18 protein-coding genes are annotated in these 22,697 nt (G+C 44.7%); 1 reads left to right on the forward strand and 17 read right to left on the reverse strand.

Features of this window, described 5'->3' with window-relative positions; translation table 11 throughout:
* Positions 1-188: 188 nt before the first annotated feature.
* The 11 genes from ACRRU2_RS22840 to ACRRU2_RS22890 form a co-directional block, all read right to left on the reverse strand.
* Positions 189-2,144, reverse strand: a complete 1,956-nt coding sequence (locus tag ACRRU2_RS22840; RefSeq protein ID WP_432505267.1) for an ABC transporter substrate-binding protein — start codon at positions 2,142-2,144, stop codon at positions 189-191.
* 89 nt (positions 2,145-2,233) lie between these two features.
* Entirely contained in the window at positions 2,234-3,733 is a 1,500-nt protein-coding gene (locus ACRRU2_RS22845) for a response regulator transcription factor (protein WP_432505269.1), read from the reverse strand.
* Between the two features lie 34 nt (positions 3,734-3,767).
* Positions 3,768-5,465 (reverse strand): sensor histidine kinase, encoded by a 1,698-nt coding sequence (locus ACRRU2_RS22850; protein ID WP_432505271.1) that lies wholly within the window; start codon positions 5,463-5,465, stop codon positions 3,768-3,770.
* A gap of 824 nt (positions 5,466-6,289) precedes the next feature.
* Positions 6,290-7,729 (reverse strand): Asp-tRNA(Asn)/Glu-tRNA(Gln) amidotransferase subunit GatB, encoded by a 1,440-nt coding sequence (gene gatB / locus ACRRU2_RS22855; RefSeq protein WP_331698834.1) that lies wholly within the window; start codon positions 7,727-7,729, stop codon positions 6,290-6,292.
* Between the two features lie 90 nt (positions 7,730-7,819).
* On the reverse strand, positions 7,820-9,268 hold the full coding sequence (gene gatA, locus ACRRU2_RS22860; protein ID WP_331698833.1) for an Asp-tRNA(Asn)/Glu-tRNA(Gln) amidotransferase subunit GatA: 1,449 nt from the start codon (positions 9,266-9,268) through the stop codon (positions 7,820-7,822).
* Positions 9,269-9,303: 35 nt separating this feature from the next.
* Positions 9,304-9,591, reverse strand: coding sequence for an Asp-tRNA(Asn)/Glu-tRNA(Gln) amidotransferase subunit GatC (gene gatC, locus ACRRU2_RS22865; protein WP_331698832.1), 288 nt, complete (start codon positions 9,589-9,591; stop codon positions 9,304-9,306).
* Positions 9,592-9,755: 164 nt separating this feature from the next.
* Entirely contained in the window at positions 9,756-10,133 is a 378-nt protein-coding gene (locus ACRRU2_RS22870; protein ID WP_331698831.1) for an ATPase, read from the reverse strand.
* Between the two features lie 107 nt (positions 10,134-10,240).
* Positions 10,241-10,984, reverse strand: coding sequence for a GTP pyrophosphokinase (locus tag ACRRU2_RS22875; protein WP_331698830.1), 744 nt, complete (start codon positions 10,982-10,984; stop codon positions 10,241-10,243).
* Positions 10,985-11,283: 299 nt separating this feature from the next.
* Entirely contained in the window at positions 11,284-12,297 is a 1,014-nt protein-coding gene (locus tag ACRRU2_RS22880; protein WP_331698829.1) for a Gfo/Idh/MocA family protein, read from the reverse strand.
* 23 nt (positions 12,298-12,320) lie between these two features.
* Complete coding sequence (locus tag ACRRU2_RS22885; protein ID WP_331698828.1) at positions 12,321-13,172, reverse strand: sugar phosphate isomerase/epimerase family protein; 852 nt, start codon at positions 13,170-13,172, stop codon at positions 12,321-12,323.
* A gap of 884 nt (positions 13,173-14,056) precedes the next feature.
* Positions 14,057-14,191, reverse strand: coding sequence for a hypothetical protein (locus tag ACRRU2_RS22890; protein WP_432505275.1), 135 nt, complete (start codon positions 14,189-14,191; stop codon positions 14,057-14,059).
* Between the two features lie 37 nt (positions 14,192-14,228).
* Between ACRRU2_RS22890 and ACRRU2_RS22895 the strand changes: the two genes are divergently transcribed.
* A complete protein-coding gene (locus ACRRU2_RS22895) occupies positions 14,229-15,134 on the forward strand; it encodes a helix-turn-helix domain-containing protein (protein WP_432505277.1) in 906 nt (301 codons plus the stop codon).
* Between the two features lie 114 nt (positions 15,135-15,248).
* Here ACRRU2_RS22895 and ACRRU2_RS22900 read toward each other — a convergent pair whose 3' ends face one another.
* The 6 genes from ACRRU2_RS22900 to ACRRU2_RS22925 all read right to left on the reverse strand — a co-directional run bounded on the left by ACRRU2_RS22900 (position 15,249) and on the right by ACRRU2_RS22925 (position 22,675).
* On the reverse strand, positions 15,249-16,688 hold the full coding sequence (locus tag ACRRU2_RS22900) for a nicotinate phosphoribosyltransferase (protein WP_331698995.1): 1,440 nt from the start codon (positions 16,686-16,688) through the stop codon (positions 15,249-15,251).
* Positions 16,689-16,711: 23 nt separating this feature from the next.
* Positions 16,712-17,251: a cysteine hydrolase family protein gene (locus ACRRU2_RS22905; protein WP_331698825.1), complete on the reverse strand. Its 540-nt coding sequence runs from the start codon at positions 17,249-17,251 to the stop codon at positions 16,712-16,714.
* A 38-nt stretch (positions 17,252-17,289) separates the two neighbouring features.
* Positions 17,290-18,390, reverse strand: a complete 1,101-nt coding sequence (locus ACRRU2_RS22910; RefSeq protein WP_432505280.1) for a GerAB/ArcD/ProY family transporter — start codon at positions 18,388-18,390, stop codon at positions 17,290-17,292.
* A gap of 23 nt (positions 18,391-18,413) precedes the next feature.
* Positions 18,414-19,607, reverse strand: coding sequence for a Ger(x)C family spore germination protein (locus ACRRU2_RS22915; RefSeq protein ID WP_432505282.1), 1,194 nt, complete (start codon positions 19,605-19,607; stop codon positions 18,414-18,416).
* Positions 19,608-19,630: 23 nt separating this feature from the next.
* Positions 19,631-21,154 (reverse strand): spore germination protein, encoded by a 1,524-nt coding sequence (locus ACRRU2_RS22920; RefSeq protein WP_331698822.1) that lies wholly within the window; start codon positions 21,152-21,154, stop codon positions 19,631-19,633.
* Between the two features lie 258 nt (positions 21,155-21,412).
* Entirely contained in the window at positions 21,413-22,675 is a 1,263-nt protein-coding gene (locus tag ACRRU2_RS22925) for a glucuronate isomerase (protein ID WP_432505284.1), read from the reverse strand.
* Positions 22,676-22,697 lie beyond the last annotated feature (22 nt).

Consider the following 22,697-nt stretch of genomic DNA (forward strand, 5'->3'; position numbering starts at 1 on the left):
AGAGCCAGATTGGCGCTGGAGAAGCGGTAGCGCCCGCCTTTGTCCGTCAATTTTCACCTTATCTTGGCTTATTTGATAAAAAAATTGACGGACAACAGCGGTCGTAAGGCTAATCTGGCTCGTAGTGGCGTTTCTTTTCTATTGCTTATTGCAACATCCACAATGAATCAACAGTCTCAGTTGATGGATTATCGTCCCGTCGGCTTTAGATGAGGCGTGTAATATTTAAACTGCGACCACCACCACCAAGGACCTTCGAATCCATTATTTGAGCTTTGGAAGCCTTCCCAATAATAGGTGTCGACCGGCACAAATTTCGAAGTGCCGAACATCGCTAAAAACGGTAGCTCTTTTACAAATTGCTTGTTGATTTCTGTAATTTTCTCAATAACCTGCGGATTGTCTCCCGGAATGGAGTCTAGCTCATCCAGCAGCTTGCTAACCTCGGCATTGGCCCAGCGATTGGCATTGCTTGATGCTCTATCGCCCGTTGGAACAACATACTTCTCATGCCAGCCGCTCATTTGCGCTGTCGTATCCGGCAGCAAGCCGCAAGACGGCCAGTATGAGCCAACCATGAATGAGCCGGTAGCTTCCGCATCCCAGAACGTAGCGTGATCCATTTGCTGCACCGTCACATCAACGCCGTTCTTTCTCCAGCTGTCTGCAACCGCAAATGCAAGGCGCATCGACTCTATTTCGAAATTGGCAGGGGCATTGATAGTAATTTGCCATGGGCTGCCGTCAGGCAGCAGCCAGCTGTTGCCTTGTTTTTTGAAGCCTTCCTTCTCGAGCAGCTCGGCCGCCTTCTCCGGATCATGCTTCCACCAGCCTACGCCAAAGGTGCTGACAATATCCTTCTGGTCAGTTGGCAAGCCTTCCACTCCCTGCTGCTTAAGCACCTCGATCATGTCAGTCGCATAGCTTTCATCAAACGGCTTGTAGCCGTCTTCAAGCGCAAAGCTTTTCAACCAGCTTAGCATTGGCTTATGGTACGTATCCTGCAGCACGCTGACTGGAGGCACCTGGATCGGAGACACCCGCAGCATTCCGCCGAAAGTGCCGAGCGATACATTTTTAATGTCAGTCATAAGCGCCAATGCCCATTTCACATTCGTACTGTTGAACGGCGCTTTCAAATTGTTGAACGACATTCCCCGCTGACAAGGGTCATCCATCGTGGCGTAAGGAAAATTTTCATACCATGCTTGCGCGTATTCATTCTTTTGCTGAAGAATTTCCCAGCTTTCCGGCGTAATATCCTGCAGCACATCCATATCATGCTGAATAGCGGCCATAATCCGTTTTTCCTCGGGTCCAAAATATTTGAATAAAATATATTTAGGCCCAGGCTCGCCAACCAGCTTTCCAACTGTGCTGTTCTGCCAATCCTCTCGTTTTTCGTATAAGAACCAATTTCCTTGCGTGTCCCGCTTGCTGAGCTTGTAGGGACCTACGCCAACCGGATCTGAAAACTTGAACTGCGTAGGATCCTCCTTCTCCCAAATATGCTTTGGCATTATTCGGAACGAATTGCCCCAAATAACTACTCCAAGCTTCTGCGACAGCCTAGTCTCTGGTGCGACTGTCTCCACCTCGATCGTATAGTCATCGGTTGCCTTCATGGTTTTGACTAAGGTTGAAAAGTATCCGCTGTAGGCAAGCTCTTTTGAATTTAAAATCATATTGGCTGTAAACTCTACATCGTGAGCTGTAAATGGAACACCGTCTGACCAGGTCAGCCCCTCCTGAATTTTGAAGGAAAATTTCGTGTAGCTATCATCCAGCTTCTTCGGGAAGGTTGCTGCCAGCTCTGGCATCTGCTCCCCCTTCACCGTATCGATTTCCCATAAATGCGAAAAAATCAATTGATGCAGGCCGCTGTCCATCGACACCGCTCCCGGCATATACGGATTCATTCGCTCTGGATCCGCGCTTGTTCCATTTAATATGTCGACAATTAACGTCTCGCTGCGCGGTGTTCCTACATCTGTCATTTTCCCCCCGTTCGAGCTTACGTTTTTACTGCTGCTTGGTTTGTCTGTTCCTGTACCGCCTGATCCATTGTTCTTCGAGTCTGAGCATGCCGTTAATACTAAAGCTATTATCAATAGCAACGGAATAAATTTTCTTGCTTGCATCATCTACAGTCCTCCTTCAAAATGGAATGACCCCATTGTAGCAATCATCCACATTTTTTCTTTGGAATATCATTTGAATTCTTTTAATTTCATCAGTTTTTTGTAAACGCTTTCTGATATTCTTTCGGACTGATTTTCTCCAGATTTTTAAATACGGTACTGAAATAAGCCGCATCCTGAAAGCCGACCATCTCTGCTACCTGATACACCTTTAAATCTCTTTGCTTTAAAAATTCCTTTGCCATACGAATCCGCACTTCATTCAAATAATCGCCAAAGCTGATATTCATATACTTTTTGAACTGGGTGCTGAAGTACCATGGATTTAAAAATACAGTCTGCGAGACGGATGCCAGCGTCAAGCTTTCCATATAGTTTCGTTCGATATACTGCTTGGCTGCCAAAATATATTGCGGCTTTAGCTCCTCATCTTTAATAAACATCATCAGCTTATACAAATAAGCTTTGAGCCAACCGAGTAATTCTCGAAAGCTTTGCTTGCTGTTAATCTCATCGATGTATGGGTTTGTTATTTCTTCCTGGCCGGAAATGCGCTGCTCGATGTACTCATGCTCCAAATAAGACAGCTGGCAAATAAGCTCCCGGCGTATCCGCATTGGATCGATATGTACGTCCAGCTGGAGCAGCTTGGCCATGTTCCAATCTACAAAGCTCTTCATATTTTTATAATCTGCATGGAGCAAATATCTGAGCAGTGATTTGCCATTAATGCTGTCTGCAATTTTCACCTTTTGAGAAGCGTTCAGCTTATTTTCATACTGCTTGTTGTCGAGCACCGTCGCATATTCATTAAAGGTTAAAAACTCGAGCATCTTCTCACAATAATGGTAGGCATCCAACAGCCCAGTCCGATGTGCTTGAAACGTATGCTCCGCGATAAATAGTGTTATCCCCTGCTTACGCACTGTGTGAAGCAGCTGATGCAGCTTATCCGTAAGCTGGGGAACAGGCTGGCGGAATAAGACGATTAACCGCTCATCCTTATGCGCGATAGCAAGCTCTGCGAGCTTTATTTTCCATTTATCAAGCAATTGGGTGAGGGCATGCTCAATGTAAGTATCCATATATTCGCGCACCCCAATAACAGCCAGCGTTAATTCTGCCGCTTGCTCTATTCCATCCAGCACATCCCCCTTTCCGGCCAAGGCAAGCTGTAGCTGCTCCTGATTGAGAGAACGATATTGCTGCAGCTCGGTATTCGCCCGCTGCTCCTCAAGCTTTTGCAGAAGCTCTAGGATACTTTGATAACGGCACGGCTTCAATAAATAATCATAAGCGCCTTTTTTCATCGCTTGTCTGACATAATCAAAATCAGCATGACCGCTCAAAATAATAACGGTAATATGAGGATACTGGCTGCGGATCGCTTCCGTCAGCTCAATGCCATCCATCTCCGGCATCCTGACATCGGAAATCACAACATCAACATGGCTGTGTTGCAAAATTTGCAGCGCTTCTAACCCGCTTTGCGCCGTATCAACTACTTCATGCTGCGGACATTTTTGTGTAAAAACATGATATAACCCTTTAAGGACCGACACCTCATCATCTACTAATAAAATTTTCAGCATAAACCCCTCCTAATCAGCTGCTCAAAACTGCTCATTAAAGCACTGCATCTTCTTCATGCAAAAAATTCGTATTTTTATTGAGATGAATCATTACTTTAGTGCCTTTCCCTTGCTTGCTGTCAATGGACAAGCCGTATCCTTCGCCAAAAATATATGCGATGCGCTGCTGGATTAACCGGATGCCAATACCGCCGTTTCCTTTATTGCCGGCATTGTTCAACAGGCGATTCATTTTTTCTTCACTCATGCCAATACCGTTATCAATAACTTCAAAATATAAGTCCTGTCTAACTGCATAAGCTTTAACTGTAATATTCCCGCCAATTTTCATATTTTCAAAAGCATATTTAATGGCATTTTCCAGCAGCGGCTGAATAAGCAGTCTTGGTATTTTCACTTCTAAAATATCCTCCGCAATGTCCATGCTGTATTCCAGCTTATTCTCGAACCTCATTTTCTGAATTTTGAGATAATTGTTCAACTGACCGAGATCCTCTGCAATCGTTACAAACTCGTTCTTATAAGAAATGGAGTAGCGCAAAATGCTCGAAAGCGCCAAGATCGCCTCGCCAATCTCCTCTTCGTCCTTCACAATCGCCGACCAGTAAATCATATCCAGCGTGTTGTATAAAAAATGCGGATCCAGCTTGGATTGCAAATTCATCATCTCGGTTTTACGGTAATGGATTTGCTGGTGATAAATCGTTTTAATCAAATGGTCTACTCTTTCCACCATATCGTTGAACTGTCTTATAATTACGCTAAATTCATCATCCCCTTTGTGTCCAATAATGACATCGAGCTTGCCCTGCTGAATATGCTCCATCCCTTTTAGCAGCTTTTTAAGCGGTTTCAAAATAAGGCGGACAGTAGAGAGTAAAAAAGCTAGAATGGCGATCATAATCAAAATTTCCATAAATAAAAAAATGCGGTTTACCTGGCTTACTTGATGAATCAGCTCTTTGTCCGGCACAATGCCGATCATCTTCCAGTTACGGTACTCAAACGGATATTCCACCTTTGTTCCAGACACAGCCGCCAGCTCTGACTCCTGTTTGTTAATCCAGCTCATATCATGGGCATAGGTAATCATCCCGTCTCTGATCAGGTATACTTGTCCGCTTTCGCCCAACGCCACCTCGTTAATCTGCTTGTAAAAGCTTTCGCTCAGATCAATCCTGAGCAGACCCAGCAAATCCTTCCCCTCATATATGTACATCATGACGCTAACCTGGAAAGGCTCCAGCTGTACTTGCCAATTCACTTCATTTGCATGCTTTACATCAAAACTCTCCATTAACTTTTTTGTCTCATCATCTGCTTCCAGAATCGGAATCGAGTAAAACAAATTCATAGGGTCATGATCGACTGGGAATAAAAAAATATTATCAATTACATCCAGCTTTGATGCGCGCAGCACCTGGTTGCTTATTTTATATTTGGCAATGTGATAGTGAATCGCATTATTTTTCAAATCGCGCAAATAATTTTTAATAACCTGGTTCTGACGCGCGGACTCCATGTTTTCATGGAATTGCTCATATTGCATTTCTACCCGTTTGCCGATTTGCCGAATGGTTTCTTCAAAATAAGTTTTCGTTTGATCCCGGATTATCGTCCCGATCCAGCCTTGAAACACAGTCACCTGCACGATCAGAACAATAGCCGTTATCGCGAAAAAAATGAAAATAAGCTTATGCTTTAGCGATCTAATGCGCAACCGTTTAAACAAATACAACCAATCCCCCTCTCAGATTTTCGTATATTGTAGCATGTAAATCTTTAAATTTAATTAGGTATACTTTGAAATCCTTCAATTTAATTGCGACTTTTGCGGCATGGTTCAGTGCTGGTACACTTCTTGCATAGCAAGCAATGAGAAAGGCATGGCACTGCGATCAAGTTTGGGCTTCCGACCGCTGTTGTATGCCTATTTTTATGATTTATAAAACCTTTATAGGTTAAAAATAGGCATACAAAGGCGGACGCCGACGCTTCTCCAGTCCCAATCCTGCTCTCCGTTTCTTTTCTATTGCTTCATCACCCACCATTAATCGCCAATATCCTTTGCTTCGATAGAAGTCCCCATTACGGAAGAACAAGCCTTTGACGCTCACACACCAAATCAGGCTGTTGAAAAACGCTAACGGAACTCAGACGTGCTATTGTACAGAAATCAGCTTATTCTAAAATCTAAAGGAACTGAGAAACCTTATTTACTCAAAATCATTACCTAAACGGGGAAAAGAACACCTATAGCGCTCCACAGTTCCGTTACAGTTTCAAAACACCCGTATCTCACTAAATAGAGCCTCTCAGTTCCGTTACAATTCTAAACAGATAGCATTTCAACTTTTGCTTGGGTAATTAACTAACTACAACAAATCAACGGCTTCCCGCTTACAAATACAGGAAGACAAAGCGAATACTTCGATTACAGCAAAAAGCGCAAGCCGAAGGGAAAATACCCTCAAGCTTGCGCTTCTTTCATATATATTCACTTCTCTGTTATAAAATCAGCTAACTTGGCGTCCCGTTTTTGGAAAAGCCTGTACTTTAAGCCAAACGCTCCAGCAATAGCTTATTCACTAGTGCAGGATTTGCTTTGCCTCTTGTTTCTTTCATGATTTGGCCAACGAGGAAGCCGATTGCTTTCTCCTTGCCTGCTCTGAAATCTTCAACGGATTGCGGATTAGCAGCAATAATTTTGTCTACAATTGCAAGCAGCGCACCTTCGTCGCTAATTTGCACGAGACCTTGCTCCTCAACAATTTGCTGTGGCAGCTTGCCGCTTTCCAGCATTTCCTTAAATACAGTCTTCGCAATCTTGCCGCTGATCGTACCTTTCTCAAGCAGTCCAATCATCTCGCCAAGACCTTGTCCTGTAATCTTAACATCGGACAGCTCTTTGCCATTCGCATTCAAATAGCCGAGCAAATCGCCCATAATCCAGTTAGATACAGCTTTCGCATCCTTTGTATAGGACATGCTTTCCTCGAAGAAATCCGCAAGCTTCTTGGAAGCTGTGATTACTTCTGCATCATAGGATGGCAAACCGTACTCGGAAGTGTAACGTGCTTTGCGTGCATCTGGAAGCTCTGGAATCGTAGCGCGAATACTTTCCTTCCACTCCTCGCTAATGATGATGCGAACGAGATCCGGGTCTGGGAAGTAACGATAGTCATGCGCTTCTTCCTTGCCGCGCATGGAGAATGTTTTGCCAAGTGCGTCATCGAAGCGGCGCGTTTCCTGAACGACCTCTCCGCCGCTGTCTAAAATTTCCGCCTGACGAATTTCTTCATATTCCAAGCCGCGCTGTACACCGCGGAAGGAGTTCATGTTCTTCAGCTCGGCGCGTGTGCCGAACTTCTCTTGCCCGTAAGGGCGCAAGCTGATGTTCGCATCGCAGCGCAGGCTGCCTTCTTCCATTTTGACATCGGAAACTTCGCAGTAGAGCATAATCGCTCTAAGCTTCTCCAAGAATGCTTTAGCTTCCTCAGGTGTACGAATGTCAGGTTCTGTTACAATCTCAACGAGCGGTGTACCAACCCGGTTAAAGTCAACATGGGAAGCAAAGCCGCCATCCACATGTGTAAGCTTACCCGCATCTTCTTCCAAATGAAGTCGAGTGATGCCGATTCGCTTCGTCTCGCCGTTTACTTCAATATCCACCCAGCCATGCTGACCGATTGGCTGATCAAATTGCGAAATTTGGTAAGCTTTCGGTGAATCCGGATAGAAGTAATTTTTGCGGTCGAATTTGCTGATATCTCCAATCTCGCAATTGATAGCCATAGCAGCTTTAATCGCATATTCTACGGCTTTCTCATTTACGACTGGCAATACGCCAGGATGGCCCAAGCAGATCGGGCATGTATGTGTATTCGGCGGCGCGCCGAAGGCTGTTGAGCAGCCGCAAAAGATTTTACTCTCTGTATGCAGCTCAACGTGAACCTCCAGCCCGACAACCGTTTCGTATTTCTTCGGTTCAGACATCGATATCGTTCCCTTCCTTAAACAGATATAATCATCAACAAGAAACTCTGCTCATCCTTGTATAGAAGCGAGCGTTTCTTATATTAAATATTAAAGCTCTGGACGCATTGTATGATATTGCGTTTGTCCCTCGTAAGCATGCGCAGCGCGCAAAACAGTGGATTCGTCAAACGCTTTGCCGATAATTTGCATGCCGACAGGCATTCCGTCAACCATGCCGCAAGGCACGCTGATTGCCGGAACACCGGACAGGCTCGCAGGGATCGTACAAATATCATTCATATACATCGTCAGCGGATCGCCTGCATGCTCACCGATCTTAAAGGCCGGAGTCGGACAAGTCGGTCCAATAACCAGATCATATTGCTTAAAGATATTATCGAAATCTTGTTTAATAAGTGTGCGTACTTTTTGAGCCTTCAAGTAGTAAGCATCATAATAGCCGGAGCTTAGCGTATAAGTTCCCAGCATAATACGACGTTTCACCTCATGTCCGAAGCCTTCGCTGCGTGATTTCAAATATAGATCCAACAGGTTATCAGGATTGTCGGCACGAACACCATAGCGCACTCCATCAAAACGTGCAAGGTTCGAGGATGCTTCCGATGAAGACAGCAAGTAATAGGTTGCTACCGCATATTCGGTATGCGGCATGGATACCTCTTCCCATGTAGCGCCAAGCGATTCAAAAACTTTAAGTGCATTTAGAATCGATTCCTTCACACGCGGATCTACGCCTTCGCCAATATACTCTTTTGGCACAGCTATGCGAAGCCCTTTGACTTCTCCAGTCAGCGCTTCGCTGTAATTAGGAATATCAACCTTGGCAGAAGTTGAATCGCCAGCATCATGACCAGCAATGGCTTGAAGCGCATAGGCTGCATCCTCTACATTTCTTGTAAGTGGTCCGATTTGATCAAATGAAGAGGCAAAAGCAACGAGGCCAAAGCGCGATACTAGCCCATAAGTCGGCTTAAGGCCAACAATGCCGCAAAAAGCTGCTGGCTGACGAATCGAACCGCCTGTATCTGAACCCAGCGCATAATAAACTTGTCCAGCCGCTACAGCTGCTGCCGAGCCGCTGCTGGAGCCGCCTGCTACACGCTCAGTATTCCATGGGTTACGCGTTACAAAATAGCTAGAATTCTCGCTGGAGCCGCCCATGCCGAATTCATCCATATTGAGCTTGCCCATAATAACAGACTGCGCATCCTTCAGCTTGCGTACTGCGGTTGCGTCATAAATTGGATTGTAGTTGCTCAGAAACTGGCTGGCACAAGTAGTAAGCAAGCCTTCTGTTACAATATTATCTTTCACGCCAACCGGCAATCCAAACAGCAAATTGCTGCCAGGTGCTTGCTGATCGAGCTCAGCTGCCTGCTTGCGAGCCCCTTCCTCATTTACCGTAATAAAAGCTTGAATCGCCGGATCTGTTTCTTTAATGCGAGCCAAGGATGCATCCACGAGTTCCGAAACGGATACTTCCTTCTGCTCAAGCTTCTTATGTACGTCCTGTAGACGCAAATCAAACAATGCCAACAATAGCTCCTCCTTTCAAAATAAACCCCATTGTATTATTCAAGTACCGCTGGCACCTTAAATTGACCGTCTTCCTCATCCGGAGCATTAGCCATCACCTTCTCGATTGGAAGCGAAGACTTGCGCTCGTCAGCACGCATTACATTCGTAAGCGGCAATATATGGCTAGTTGGAGCAACATCATCCGTATTTAAGCTGTTAAGCTTATTCGCGTAATTAATAATGGTATTGAGCTGCTCTGTATACATCTGCTTCTCATCCTCACTCAAACGCAGGCGACCCAGGCTTGCAACATGCTCAACATCCTTCATAGTTATGCTCATCGTCATACTCTCCTCTATAAAGTCATGCTTATTATTATAACGTATTTGGGCAAGCAACAGCAATGTAAATGCCTCTTAAGTGCTGTTAAATTCAAAAAAAGCTGCCCGGCATCAGCAAATCTGATCCTTGGGCAGCTTTGTATATGATCTTTTATAATAAAATATTAGATCCAGGCCTTCAAATTAACCTGACGAATAAAATCGTCCCTGCTTTGCGGCTCTTTGGCTGAAGCATCTTCCTCAAGCTCCTCGTCGCCGCGCATAATATAATTGAATAATTGCTCATTGTAGGTCGCAAGCGCGTAATCGATCAGAAGCTCCTTCTCCACGCGATCCACTTCTTGCTGGATTAGCACCTCCTCCAGCTCAACATCCTCATCCGGGACCAGGAAGTTGCGATTCGCATTAGGCACTCGCAGCACATAGTCAAATACATTATCAGCATTGCGATCATACGCGATTATATATCCATACTCCCCGACCGGGAGATTTTGTTCAAATTGGTCAGCCACTATGACGACCTTCGATCCTAATTGCAGCATAGGCTCATCCCCCAAACTATCGTCGCTGATTGTCATTCTCTCTACTATGTCTACTATCCTACTAAAAAACAATCGTATTGTCCAATAGCCAAGCCTCTTATTTCGTCTTATTCTGGTATAGTTTTCATATCAATTAGACTGGCTGGAAGCATAAACTGTTCATTGGAAAGCAGCAGCTTTGCAAATTCTTCTTGGCTGTTATCACCCTGAAGCTCTTTAATAGCCGAAATGTCACGGTTAAGCCGTTCCATCTGTTGGTCAAGCCTGTTGGCATTATCTGAAGCTTCCTTCAATTCATTAATAAGCTCTATTGGCACAGACTGATTGTATTTATAGAAAATTTTATGCTCCAGGCTCGCCCAAAAGTCCATCGCTATCGTACGGATTTGGATTTCCACGCAAATATTTTCTTTCCCGTCTGACATGTAAACGGGCACTTCTACAAGCATGTGGAGACTGCGGTAACCATTAGGCTTTGGATTTTTAATGTAATCCTTTATTTCCAGCACCTTGAGATCAGATTGATTTTGCAGCATTTGGCAAATACGATATATGTCGGATATAAATGAGCAAGTAATGCGAAGACCAGCGATGTCCTTAATATTTTCCTTGATTTCTGGTATCGATAAAACCAGACCTTTTCTGCTTACCTTATTTATAATACTCTCCAGCGATTTCACTCGTGACTTTGTATGCTCTATCGGGTTGTAATCATGCAGCATATGAAATTCTTCTTTTAAAATTTCAATTTTAGTTTCAAGCTCGCTTAGCGCAAACTGATACAGCATCATAAAACGTGTAACTTCATCCTTTAATCGTTTGAATTGCTCTATGGGAAAACCATTCTTCATATTTAAAGCTCCTCACATGGATACAAAAGTTATAAAGCGGAATATTAATAAAATGTATTTTTCAAAATCAACTTTATATATCCATGATATTATGGAAAAGTAGCTAATGCAAATCGGCCAGATACGCTAGGATAAATGCTCCGCCGTCTTTTGGACAGGCGCATTTACTGGTGAATTATAAGAACAAGCTTATAGTGAAAACTTATAACGTCTTATAAATCAAAGAAGCTGCCCTTAAGGTTTCTATAACCTTAAGTAGCAGCCTCTTTGTTCTAATGATATGCGGTCGCTCTTACTGCTTAGCCTAGCTTCTCAATAGCACCTTGATTATCGGCAGAACGGATTTCCGCTTCGATGATTTCCAAGGATTTTACTGCGCTTTCAGGCGTACATACTGTATTCTCAGTATTATTATTGATTGTATCGATAAAGTAGCTGATTTCACGGTAGTAGCCCATGTCGCTGGATAGCTCAGCCATAAAGCCTTCTGCGCCTTCAGGATTTACTTTAACGCCCTTCTCGTCAAAAACAATATTGCCCTTCTCGAAGTTGACGCGGTAAGTCATTGAGAAGCCAAAATCGCCTTGCAGCGTCCAGTCAGCCTGTGCGTTGATTACTTTATTGTCTGGATAGAAATAGTTCGTTGATACCGTATCATAAGCGCTGCCTGGAATAACGTTGCGCGCAAGCGAAGATACGTGAGTAGGCATGCCGAACAGCCAGTTAATAACATCTGTATCGTGAACATGCATATCCACCATGCAGCCACCGCTTTGGGTGCCGTCAAGGAACCAGCCTTGCGGTGAAGCACCGCCTCTGAAGAAGTTACCGGAAACAACATTGCCGTAACGGCCATCTTCCACGCAGGACTTCAAATATTCATAGGCAGGCCAGAAGCGCAGGCACTGTCCGATCATTAGCTTGTTGCCTGTTTTCCTTGCTGTTTCTGCCATACGGCGGCCTTCTTCAGCCGATAGCGCGATCGGCTTCTCGCACAGCACATGCAGCCCTCTCTCAAGCATGCTGCAGGATACGTCCGCATGCAGTGGAGTAGGCAGAGCAAGGTCAACCATATCCAGCTCTTCATTATCAAGCATATCTTGAATATTGTCGTACAGATTATACGGCGTCAAATCGTAAACGGACTGTTCTGTCGCGATGTTGCCCCAAGTAGATCCGTGCTTGAGCTCTTCGATTCTTAAGTCGCAGATCGCAACCAATTGTACGTCTCTGCCTTCCTTCATCAAGCGAACATAGTTGTCAAAATGCATTCTGCCCATAAATCCAAAGCCGATTAGTCCTACTTTAATCATGTTATTATCCTCCCTGTGAGCTCCTAGTTTCGATTGGTGCGGCCAAGAATAGCATCCATGGCGCCGGAAGTGTTATAAATAATTTGATCGGTATGGTGCGCATAATTAGGAATCATCTCAGCGGTCACATAGTTGTTGTAGCCGATGCCTTTGAGCGCCTCTACAACAGCTGGATAATCCACATCGCCTGCAAGCAAGTCAACAAAGCCATGAAGACCGCCGGCAGTACGACGGTAATCTTTAAAGTGTACGCGCTTGATTCTGTGACCCAAAATGCTGATCCAATGCTCAGGGTAGCCGCTGTAAACCACGTTGCCCACGTCAAAATAAGAGCCTACAAAATCCGATTTATGTTCATCTATAAAATTACGCATCTCTAGCGGAGACAATAAAAATTTGTTCCAAACGTTCTCGATGCCAATTGAAACGCCTGCACTCTCTGCAAATGGAACGAGAGAATTGATCGCTTCATGGGCACGCTCATATGCGCGCTCATAATTCACCACGCTAGCACCTGGGATAAAGTCAACGCCTACTGCGCCCGGAATGACAAGAATAGCATCTACGCCTAGCGCTGCAGCGGTTTCAAGCTGCTTCTTGCATACATCAACAGCTTTGGAGCGGATGCTTGCATCATCACTTGTCATCGGATAATCCCAATACAAGCCTGTTGCCAATCCAGCAATCTCCAAATTAGCATCTTGTACGCGAGCGCGAATCTCTGCTATTTCTTGATCAGTTGCTTGCAGGCTAAGCTCTCCTGAGCCGTTCAAAGACAGCTCGATTCCATCAAAGCCTGCATCCTTTGCAAGAGCAATGCACTCTTTAATCGATTTGCCTTCTTTAAAGGACCAAATGTTAATTCCTTTTTTCATCACCTATCGCTCCTTCGTTACGTATTGAATACCAATGCTTAAATCATTGTTTAACTGTTTCCGTCATGTTGATCTGCGTTAAATTACATGTAATAATACTTATATTATAAGAATTTAATAGAAATATATTTAGGTAGAATAGATATTATTTGCACAATTCCGTTGAATTGTTTTCACAAAAGATACGTTGTACATCCTTTACTTGGGACGGGCCGTTTCTTAGCGAATAGCGACGATTGCCCGCCCTATTGGAGTTCATAGCATCGAATCCTTCTGAATACATGCGTTTGTCAGTTACTCATTCACACTCATTCCGCTAGCAGTGCGCCTAAACGATTGCTGTTCTGGATTTCGCAGACACTCATGCGCTGTTGGACCGTGAAATTACTTTTTTGGGGGGGCGTGGACACTCAATGCGCGTTAGATCACAATACTACTTTCTCGGGGGGTCGTGGACACTCGTTCCGCTAACTGTGCTCCTAAACGATTGCTGTTCTGGATTTCGCAGACACTCAATGCGCTGGTGGACCATGAAACTACTTTTTATGGGGTTCGTGGACACTCGTTCCGCTAGCTGTGCTCCTAAACGAATACTGTTCAGAATTTTCGCAGACACTCAATGCGCTGTTGGGCTGTGAAACTACTTTTTCGGGGGTTCGCGGACACTCGTTCCGCTATTGGGCCAAAAAACTACTTTTTCAGGTTTCCGCGGTCACTCGTTCCGCTATTTGCTCATTTTCCGTCTTTATTCATATGTTTTTTGCACAATAGCGGAACGTCTGTCACTTTCAACTAGCAATTAGGCCTTTTTCGGGGAAATAGCGGAACCTGTGTCCGAGTTACTGTCACATGATACGATCCACTCCCAGCTCGAAAGGAACATTCTAAACACGAGTAGTTTTAAATACTTCACGCTTGCTGTGCGCCAAAATTTCGTGAATGCACCATACGCTGGTGGACCATCCCGTAATCGTCGCATCATCATCGCGCAATCGCAGCGTCATCATCGCTTTCGTCATCGTCATCGTCACCATCAATAAAAAGGGAGGGAAAAGCGTGATTAATAACGAGCTGCAGTTTCCGCTACAGCGCAGAGCGCCGTTTCATGAGTGGTCGCCCAGCATTCATTATGCAAGGAGCCAGCGCATGCAAATGTCCAAGCTCCCGCCCAGAAGGCTGTATGATTTTGAACTGCTGTACGTGTATCAAGGGGAGGCCGCAACAACGATCAGGGGCAAGCGTTATGAGCTGACGGCAGGCCAACTAATTTTTCTGCCTTCGGGAGTGCTCCACCAGAATGAAGCGACGTCAGAAAACGAAACGCGGTTTATAGGGATTCATTTTGACTTTTTTGATGAGCTGGATATTCAAACAGAAGCGGATATGCTCGTTAATGAGGATAATGTTAATGAGAAGCAGTTTGCTGTGGAGGCTGTGTCAGATATTTTCCCGCCGCTGTCCAGCCAGCTTATCTATGTGCCGCCGCTGGCCTGCATTCAGCTTATGGAGCAGCTGGAGCATGAATTTACGATGAGGCCGCTCGGCTATGAGCTGGTGTGCAAAGCGTTAATGCTGCAAATATTAGCTTATTTGCTGCGCTTGCCGCTGAGCCGCTCTATTCAGCATGCTTCCCAGCATGATCTGAGGCTGCTTAAGCTCATGGAGGAAATTGAAGAGCAGCCGGGCTTGCCTTGGACGAATCAATCGATTGCCAAACGGATGAATTTGAGCACAGATCATGCTGCAAAGCTGTTCAAGCAGCTTGCCGGCATGCCCCCGAACAGCTTCATCCATGCGACAAGGCATCGCGAGGCACGCCGGCTGCTTAGAGAAACGAATATGTCGATTGAGCAAATAGGAGAGCAGCTTGGCTATTCCAGCATCCATTACTTCAGCAGGCTCTTTCGGCAGCATGAAGGCATTTCAGCGACGGAGTACAGAAAGCTGTCTCAAATTTTGTAGAATAATTACAAATTCTCAATTACGCTCATGAACACCTAACTTTCGCACCGCGCGCAGTTCTCAGCGCGCGGTGTTTCGCTGCATGACGGCGGTCGGTCGACCACTTAATTCGGCTTAGCTGTGCTCTTTAATAAGCTTTTGTTTAAGCTCCCAGGCTGCAATGCTTAAGCTGACTCGGAATTTTTCCGGATTGAGCTTGCGCAAATATTCTGGCCAGAATAACTGCTTCTGGCTTTTTTTATATTCTCTGATCTGCTCGAGCGCGGGCAGCTCATACACAAGCTCGCCCGCCTCGAATATCGGCTTCAGCAATGGAATTGCCTCGTAATTTTCCAAGTATTTATGAAAATAAGGATGAATCGGATCGAATAGCTTAATCCGCTCGCCAGCGATAATATCCCGCTCGTAATCAAGCGCCAAATAATCGCCCTCCGCCTTGCCGTTAGCTTTATTCACGATTCGATACAGCTGCTTGATGCCAGGGGTTGTCATCTTTTCCGGATTGCCGGAAATTTTAATGACCGGAACAAACTCGCCGCCCTTCTCACGCGCCACCAGCTTGTACACCCCGCCAAGCGAAGGCTGGTCTGCAGCTGTAATCAGCTGTGTGCCTACGCCCCATGAATCGATTTTGGCTCCCTGCGCCTTCAGCTCGGAAATGATGTTTTCATCAAGATCATTGGAAGCTACGATGGAAACATAAGACAAACCGGCTTCGTCAAGCATCCTGCGCGCTTGCTGCGAGAGATATGTCAGATCTCCGCTGTCAAGCCGAATTCCGTTCATCCTTTTCCCTTTCTGCTCAAGCAGCTTAGCCACTTTAATCGCATTAGGCACGCCGCTTCTGAGCGTATCATACGTATCGACCAGCAAGGTTACATGATCCGGCAATACCTCTGCGTACCTCATAAAAGCTTCTTCTTCCGTATCATGAGCCTGTACCCAGGCATGCGCATGGGTCCCCTTTACAGGTATGCCGAACATTTTGCCCGCAAGCATATTGGAGGTTGCATCAAAGCCGCTTAAATAAGCTGCTCTTGCTCCCCACAGCGCGGCATCGGCCTCCTGCGCCCTTCTTGTGCCGAACTCCATCAATACATCATTGCCAGCCGCTTGCTTGACACGAGATGCCTTCGTTGCAATCAAGGTTTGATAGTTTACAAAGTTAAGCAGCGCCGTTTCAATAAGCTGAGCTTCAAATATAGTAGCCTCGATGCGCAGCATAGGCTCATTCGCAAAAACAAACGTTCCTTCCTTTACCGCATGCAAATCGCCAGTAAAGCGGAATTGACGCAGCAGCTGCAAAAATTCCTCCTCATACTGCTCCTCCTGCTCTTTTAAAAAAGCGATTTCCGCATCACCGAAGCGAAGCTGTTGTATATAAGCAACGACGCGCTCCAAGCCAGCGAATACCGCATAGCCGTTACCAAAAGGAAGCTTCCGGAAAAAAATCTCGAACACGGCCCTGTCATTCATCGTACCCATCTTCCAATGCGCGTACATCATATTAATCTGATATTTATCTGTATGAAGCGTTAAATTAGGCCCTATCATATGCATTCTCATCCCTAACCTTATTATTTATGCTTAACCTCTGCACCAAGCGTATGTTCAAAATGAGTCAGCGCCCATTTATGCCCGTCCTCGTTGAACGAAGCTACTCCATCTTCATGCACGACAATTTTAAATCCTTTATTATAAGCGTCCACTGCAGTATGCAAAATACAAATATCGGTGCACACGCCTACTAAATGAATTTCGTTAATGTCTCTCATGCGAAGCTGCAGCTCCAAATCCGTTCCGCAAAAAGCGCTGTAGCGCGTTTTGTCCATCCAGTAGATGCTTTCTTTGTTCTGCTTGTATACTTCATCAAGCTTGCCGTATAGATCACGCCCGCTCGTGCCGCGGATATTATGCGGAGGAAACAGCTTATTCTCGGGATGAAGCACATCCCCTTCTTCATGCATATCAACCGCCATAACGACAAAATCCTTCTGATCCACAAACTGCTGAGTCAAATGCGCGATGCGCTCCTCCAGATCAATAGCAGGCTGTCCGCATGGCAGCTTTCCGTCAACAAAATCAACTGTGTAATCAATGACTAATAGAGCCTTCATTTGAAACACCTTCCTCTGCATTTTTTGGCCGGCGAAGTCTAGCCTTTTCTTAAGCTTCTCTTTATTAACAATACTACGAACAGCAGCAGCGGTAAAGCGAGCCCGCACACTCCTGTCACGATCGGCCATAGCGTTTGATCAAAATTAAGCAATAAGTTTATGTTGCGAGAAATAGTAACTGAAATCACAACAGTTGCAATTGCAGCAAAAAAATTGATGATCCAATGGTAAGTAACATTAAACAATTGAGACAACCCTGCTACTACGCAATAAAAATAAAAACAGACTCTAAAAAAGCTCGTTATAAACCAAGCGATAGCTATCGTTAGTTCAATTCGCTCCAAAATATTCGGTACGGCGATGCTTTTAGCCAATACAAAGCTAGGAAACACTTCATTTGAAGTAATAAATGGGCCCAGCACTAGTATTGTGAACAGCGTAGTGACAAATAAAATAAACCAGCCAATTAATATGCCTGTAAAATAAGCTTTGAACAGCTTTTTCTGCTCTTTTACTAATGGCATAACCATTATGTACATAACCCCCTCCATAAAAGGAAAGGAATAAAAGGTAAGGCTGCCTTGCAATACCGGTTTAAAGCCGTGCTCAAAAACGGGAAACAGGAAATCCAAATTAATGTTTGGGATCAGCATTATGAACATGATAATTAAAAAAAACATCGTAATTGGAATAAGCAGCTCGCCTATACGCGCAATCGCCTCTATTCCTAAATGCACCGCATATACAGCGACGAGCATAACGATGATATGTATAGCTTCAATAGGTGTCTCTGGCATAATTTGAGTGACCAGAAAATCGCCGACATTACGCAAGGACAAAGAATTAATAATAAGCGGAAAAGTAAGCAAATATACAGCAGCTAGTATTTTCCCCATCCATTTACCACAAGCGACTTGAAAAAGCTGCGTAAATGTATTGCCTGGATACAAATAGTACAGCCTGGTATAGAGAAGTATAAGCGGCACTGCTGCAACAAATGTTATTATGGCAGACATCCAGGCATCCTGCTTGGCATCCGTCCCCACCAGATGAGGGATGATTAATATCGTTGTACCGATAAGGCTCATAGTAACCAGAATAGAAAACTGTCTGTTTGGGATCATAATTTTGCTTTTCATCAGCTCAACCTCTCACTTATTGCTTAGTCTCCAACATCAACGATATCCGGATCCGTAATCGAACCTGTATCTTTAATCAGCACCTTTACTTCAATATCCAGATCCGCTGTCGCATATAATTGATCCCACCGGCCAGATATTTGCTGCCACTGTTTAGGGTTCGAGCGATGTATTTTAGCTCCAAACCCAAATAAATCAGACTTGAAGTCCATACGAATATGATTAATCAGATTTGTCATTTTTTGCTTGAGGTCAGCAGCCAGTTGCTTCTCCAATTGCTTCATCTGATTAGGGTTCGATAATTTGCTCATACAACTGGTCTCTTCAATATAAGCATCTACCTTGACGCTGATTCCTAGCTGCAAATTGTTGTTATCCATCTTACTTTTCAAGCTTGATTTACTTTTATCTATTAAATATGAAATAAAACCATTATCCGCAGTACATGGGACAACAAGATTAGAGAGCTTGACTTTCCCTGTCATTATATTAAACAGTATCGTCTCGTTTTCATTCAGCCACCCTTGCAGCTTATCGTCATGGAACACTGCCAAGCCTGAGAACTCAAATAATGTTGGCGGCACTGTCGATTTATATTGATCGATTTTCCCTGTTGCGCTATGCTTCCCTTTAATTTCAACAGCTGGCAATACAGCATCTTTGCCCTTTTCGGCCAATACACTAACGATGTCGTGTACCCTTACTGTTCTGGAAGAGGCAAATTGTTTTTCTGAGTTTTTTTGCGTATCATATAAAAAACTTGCAGACAGCTTTTCCAGCGGAACCAAATCGGTAAATGGATTCTGTCCGAAGCTGTCTTTAAGTACAATAATAGAAAAATCACTCCGTACATTTACTTTTCTGCGAAAGACATCCAACTCTTTTCTAACACCATCACGCGCAAGCCTTTCACTGATAACTAATATTCTAAAGTGTCCCAAAAATAATTGTCTGGGGCTTATTTTAGCTATACGCTGCATCGCTTCCGATATCGTTTTTCCTTTCTGGGTAAACACAGTAACCGGAGCGCTGCTTCCGCCCTTATTAGTAACTTCCTTTGTGTTTATTACCTGAAGGGAAACCTGATATTCACTATTTTTTTTATCGATAAATACACCGCTTACCAATGCATATTGACTCAGCTCCTTGCGGTCCCAGCAGCCGGTCAAAACAAAGAGGCATAATAATACAGCAACCAACCATACATATCTTCGCATTTTTTCATCCCTGTCCCTGATTGCTATTTCTTACGATTTCTTCTTCTCACAAGATTGCCCTTAGCAATAAACTTAGGTCTAAAAACCATTGACTTTAAAGAAGCTCTCCAAAATAAAGTGTCCTTTTGTCCCTGCGCATCAAATGGCGCAAACGGAGCCATGTAAGGAACGCCGAATGAGCGTAAGCTTACTAAATGCAGCAAGAGCGCAATCATTCCGAGAATAATACCGAATATGCCGAAGGAAGCTGCCAGCAAAATAAAGGGAAAGCGAAGCAAGCGTATCGATATGGCCATATCCGTTGACGGTATAACAAATGATGCAATAGCAGTAATCGATACAACGATCACGATAGCTGGCGATACGAAGCCTGCTTGAACAGCCGCAGTTCCAAGCACAATCGAACCGACAATCGACATCGCCTGCCCGATATTACGCGGCATCCGGATACTGGCTTCCCGCAAAATTTCAAATACAAGCTCCATCAGGATGGCTTCTATAAAAGCTGGAAAAGGCAAATCCTCACGTTGGGCAGCCAGACTTAAAAAAAGCTGCCTTGGAATCATCTCCGGATGGAATGAGCCTATAGCAACATAGGTTGCAGGGCCAAGCAGCCCTATAATATTGCCAATAAATCTCAGCAGACGTACAAGCGTACTAATATCTCGGCGATGATAGTAATCTTCAGCGGAGTGAAAAAAAGCTGCAAAAACAGCTGGAATAACCAAAACAAAAGGTGTTCCGTCTACAATTATCGCAATTTTACCTTCTAATAGTTCCGCCGATATAACATCAGGGCGCTCCGTATTGTACAGCGTCGGAAAAGGCGTCCATTTTTGATCCTCAATAAACTCTTCTATATACCCGCTTTCTAATATGCTGTCTGTATCAATTTTGTTGAGACGAGTACGCAGCTCTTCAATGACTGCATCATCTGCAATTCCTTTTATGTACATGATGGACACGTTAGTCTGAGTTACCCGGCCTATTACAAAGTTTTCCATCCACAAGTCCGGCGACTTTATTTTTCTGCGGATAAGAGCGGTATTCGTCCGCAGATTTTCCGTAAAGCCTTGCTTCGGGCCGCGAATAACCGTCTCAGAGGTTGGCTCATCAATGGCGCGCTCCTTCCAGCCAGTTGCACTGATTGCAAGTGCTTTATTATAGTTATCGATGAGAAAAATGACATTGCCGGAAAATAGAAGCGAAAACAATTGCCCGTAATTCAAAACATCGGATTGAACATGGATCGAAGCAAGCAAAGATTCCTTGGCATACCAATAAAACTGCTCGCTGCTTTTGATATGTACAATGGCTTGTTCTGAAACATCGTACATCAGCGATTCCATAATAAAGTCATTAGCTGCTACAGAATCCACAAGTCCATCAATATATACAAGCGCAACACGCGTTTTTCTCATTAATGCAGGCCGGCATTCTCTTATAACAACGTCAGGACTGTTGCCCAGCCTTTGTTGAATTTGATCCAAATTGACCGTTAAACTTTTTTTAAGCAGCAGCTTGCTAAAATCTTCATTTGCTTCCAAACTCGCACCTCTTTTCACCTGCTCTGCTTAAATTTCCCTTTTGTGGTGAAATCATTCATATAAGCAGCGTGGTCGGCGCATTTACCGGACAAGGATAAACGGCTCCGCCGTCCTTTGGACAGGCGCGTTTACCGATGAAATATAGGAACATATATTAAGTGAAAACTTATACTTTCCTATAGTTTCAAAAAAAACTTGCCCCACGGACACAGCATACCAGCTGCACCTACAGGGCAAGTTCTTTTATTGCAATATTGATTAAGCTTCTGCTTCTCTGCCTAGGAAGCGCCAGAAATTGCGATTAAGCAGATCATCGAAATCACGCTTCATCTCATCCTCCGTTACGCCCCAGCCGCTGCGATGCAGTCGCTCGTACTTATCGGCTATCACATTGCCGATAATGGTACGGGAATGATCCCATTTGTATATAAGCTGCTCGAACACGCGGCAATCGGAATGCTGTGGAATCATAGAGGTTCCCAGCAATTCTACACGGAAGCGCGTCATTTCCTCCACCATCGATTCAATATGAAGGAACCACCAGCAGCCGAATATCATCAGGTTGCGGAATTTACGCGCCAATACTGTGAGCTCATGCTGATTTTCTCTTGCCAGCATCGTAATCAAAAATTTCTGATTCGGGTACTTGCGGCATAGCGCTTCAACCGCTGACACATCAGAGCGCATGCTCATATCGCCGGCAAGGCGAAGCTCCGGATTTACTTTTCTGCGGACACCGATCATAAGCGCGAACGGAATGTTAAGCTGCTGGCATACAGGCACCATAACATCATCGATCATACGGCTGCGATGATCCTCTGCAGGATACTGGAAGTCTCCAGTCATGGATACCGCCAAGTACAGTGCATCCATACGCTCTATCCATTCGGCCAGGAAGCGGCGCGTTTCCTGCTTCGTGCGCTCTGTCCACTCTGCTTCGACATCATAGCCAAGCTCAACCAAGCTGTTGACGGCGTTCGGCCAATCATTAAGCAGACCGTCCACGCGAAGCGCTGCATAGAAGCGATCATCCTTTTTGCCGTTGCCCTCCAGCCATACTTTACGCTCAACAGGATCAAACGGATCATTCGTCATAACGATTTTCTTAACCTTCGCCAGCTCCATAATCATATCTACCTGCTGCTCAGTCGTCCGGCTCTCGAAAGCTTGGCGGTAATCATCCAAGTTGCGAGAAGATACATCAAGCCCCATACGGTGCAATACCGTAATAAAGCCAGACGCCGCTTCGCTGACCGGCGAATGTTCAATGAACAGCTTCTGCCATATCCAGTCTGCCTGCTCGCGCTTGGTCATAGACCAGAACTGATCGTATTCCTCCGTTGACCAGCGGAAGGATTCAGATATCAAATAATGATACGTCAATAGCTCGTCAATTCCCCAAAGCAGCAGCTCGCCAAATTCCGGAGCGTATAGATGGGTATGCATATCGGTTACTGGCGTTGTCTGCGCCAAGCGGACTGCCGTTTCTCTAATATTTCCAAAAGGTATAAATGCTGACATAGCCTGATCTCCTTATCACTAT

The sequence above is a fragment of the Paenibacillus sp. GXUN7292 genome, from assembly GCF_050864975.1.
Lineage (GTDB): Bacteria > Bacillota > Bacilli > Paenibacillales > Paenibacillaceae > Pristimantibacillus.